Raw genomic sequence first — 2,752 nt, 5'->3', positions numbered from 1 at the left:
CTGCTACTGTGATCACAGATACATAACGTAAGTGAAGCGTAATCATGATCGAAATTGGCAGTAAAGAATACCGAAAAGTCACTTGGGGACTTGCGCTCGGCTCGTTCTTAGTCTTTTGTAATCTCTATCTTTTTCAGCCAATGTTGCCCTACCTTGCTACGCATTTTGCGGTTTCAGAAACCCAAATTAACTGGTTATTTGCCGCATCAACCCTCGCACTCTCCGTCAGTTTAGTCCCTTGGGCAATCAGCTCTGAATCCTTTGGCCGCCGCAAAGTAATGTTATTAGGGCTATTCATGATGCCATTAATCGGCAGCTTAATGTTGATCAGCCAACAGCTATGGGTGCTGGTTTTAACACGTGCACTAATGGGCGTCGCATTGGCCGCCTTTGCTTCGGTTGCCGTGGCTTACATGGCTGAGGAGCTTTCGCCTCAAGCATTTAGCCAAGCGATTGGTGGTTATATTGCTGCGAATTCATTAGGTGGCATTAGCGGCCGAATTTTAGGCGGTATATTGACCGATGCCTTTGGCTGGCAACAAGCCGTGATTGTGATTGCCATACTCACTTTCGTATGCGCCATCATTGTGCTGTGGTTACTACCCATTCAACGCAATTTCACGCCGCAACGAGGCTTGTTCTTTCACCACAACCGTGCGCTAGTAAAACATCTTTCTAACCGCACACTGTGGCTTGCGATGCTGATTGGTGGTACTAACTTCGCGCTGTTTGTTAATCTCTACTCAGTGATGGGCTTTCGGCTTGTCGCCGAACCCTACTCGCTACCGATTGGCTTAGCATCATTGATCTTCCTATGTTATTTGGCGGGAACACTCAGCTCGAAACTGACCGCTAACTGGACAAAACGCTACAATGCCATTTCGGGCATGATGTTGGGAGCCTTGCTCAGTTTATCGGGGATGTGGCTAGCCTTGGTTGAATCAATCCCGTTTATGCTGATCGGTTTAATGTTGATCAGTTTCGGCGCCTTTTTTACTCATACGCTCGCCTATTCATGGGTGAGCCAAAAGGCCAGCAGCGCAAAAGCAACCGCGACCGCTCTGTATTTGGTTCATTATTATGTGGGTGGCAGCCTCGGCGGGTTTTTCCTACTCTATTGCTGGCAAAATGGCGGTTGGCCGGTGGTGGTTTCGGGTGGAATGGTGTTGTATGTGACGATGTTTTTTCTCTGTTGGAAATTGCGCCATGATGACCGCGCCCTTGCGCACCGCAAACCGCTGCATGAATTGATCAAGTAGTGTTATCCACTCACTTTATCAAAAGACTCATGTTATGCTTGCGCCAAATTGACTGTTTTAATAAGCACTATGAGCGTAACGATAAATAAAACCGCCATCACAACTGAAGTCGAACAGTGGCTTAACGATGTGGTGATTGGCTTAAATCTCTGCCCTTTCGCCGCAAAACCACAACGTAACCAGCAGATCAAAATTTTCGTCAGTGAAGCCGATACTGAAGAACAATTGCTGCAAGACATTTTGCAACAATTGCTAGAGTTAGAAGGCAGCTCGGCACAGTCTCTTGAGACCACCTTAGTGGTGGTGCCAAACATGCTCGAAGATTTTTTTGAGTACAACTTTTTTATCGATTGGGTCGAAGCATTAATTACGCAACAAGATTGGCAAGGCATCTTCCAAGTCGCTACCTTTCACCCTCACTACTGTTTTGGCGGCACACGCCCCGAAGATGACGAAAACCTAACTAACCGTTCGCCGTACCCGATTTTCCATCTTATTCGCGAAGAGAGCATGGAAAAAGTACTCAAGCACTACCCTAACCCAGAAGCGATTCCCGATACCAATATCGCTCGTGTTAGTGCTCTAAGTGACCAAGAACGCCGCCAACTGTTTCCTTATTTGTTTCTCAATAAGTAACCCTGTTCTTTGACCAAACTGATGGCATGGGTCGCAGCTTTGCCATCAGTTTGTTACTATCCATTTTCTTACTATCAGTTTATTACTATCAATTTGTTACTACGCGTCACAATCCCTGTTAACCAAACCAATGGACCGAGATAATGCATTTATCCAAGCTTACTCAAGAGATTTACGATCATCTTTACCGCGATATTACCGAGTTTCGTAGCACCTTTGATCTTCCCGTTGCTGATGCCAGCAGCTTAAACGATAAAGCTGACACGTTGCATACTTCGCTCGCGATTGAAGAGTTGACTGAACTTGCTGAAGCTGACAATAAAACGGAACAAGCGGATGCGATCATCGATACTGTGTATGTCTTGATGGGTCGTTTAGTCCACCTTGGACATAGCCAAGTGAGTGACAACTTAGCGATCAGCTATTTGATTGATCTTCTGCTCAATGTTGCCGTGAATCGTGGCATCGAATTTATTCCATGCTGGGATGAAGTACACAGCTCGAACATGAGTAAAGTATGTCGCAATGAAAAAGAGTATGCCGATACCCAAGCCTACTATGCTGAGCAAGGTATTGAGCTGATGGCCGTACAAAAAGGCGACTACATTATTGCTAAATGCGCACAAGATTTTGTCTCTGAAGGCAAAACGATTCGCCAAGGTAAAGTGCTCAAATCAGTCTATTACCGTCCTGCTGACCTCGCTTCATTGACGCAATAACCTTGCAAAGACTCAGATAAAAAAAACCACCTTGTGGGAGCAAGGTGGTTAAGAGACTTATAAAAAGCCTAACAAGAACGAGAATGTATCGATTCTATTAATGCGATTGGCGTGCCAACTTTTGCATAAATTCTAACC

At 45.5% G+C, this 2,752-nt stretch carries 3 protein-coding genes; all 3 read left to right on the top strand.

Annotated features, from left to right (window positions below; all coding sequences use genetic code 11):
* Nucleotides 1–44 precede the first annotated feature (44 nt).
* On the top strand, nucleotides 45–1,259 hold the full coding sequence (locus B9J87_RS16035) for an MFS transporter (protein ID WP_094151695.1): 1,215 nt from the start codon (nucleotides 45–47) through the stop codon (nucleotides 1,257–1,259).
* Nucleotides 1,260–1,328: 69 nt separating this feature from the next.
* Nucleotides 1,329–1,895, top strand: a complete 567-nt coding sequence (locus tag B9J87_RS16030; RefSeq protein ID WP_026027360.1) for a DUF1415 domain-containing protein — start codon at nucleotides 1,329–1,331, stop codon at nucleotides 1,893–1,895.
* A gap of 143 nt (nucleotides 1,896–2,038) precedes the next feature.
* Entirely contained in the window at nucleotides 2,039–2,614 is a 576-nt protein-coding gene (locus B9J87_RS16025) for a nucleoside triphosphate pyrophosphohydrolase family protein (protein ID WP_010318603.1), read from the top strand.
* Nucleotides 2,615–2,752 lie beyond the last annotated feature (138 nt).

The organism is Vibrio sp. V19_P1S1T109 (genome assembly GCF_002241375.1).
Taxonomy (GTDB): domain Bacteria; phylum Pseudomonadota; class Gammaproteobacteria; order Enterobacterales; family Vibrionaceae; genus Vibrio; species Vibrio anguillarum.
This window is presented reverse-complemented; position numbering and strand designations above follow the sequence as displayed.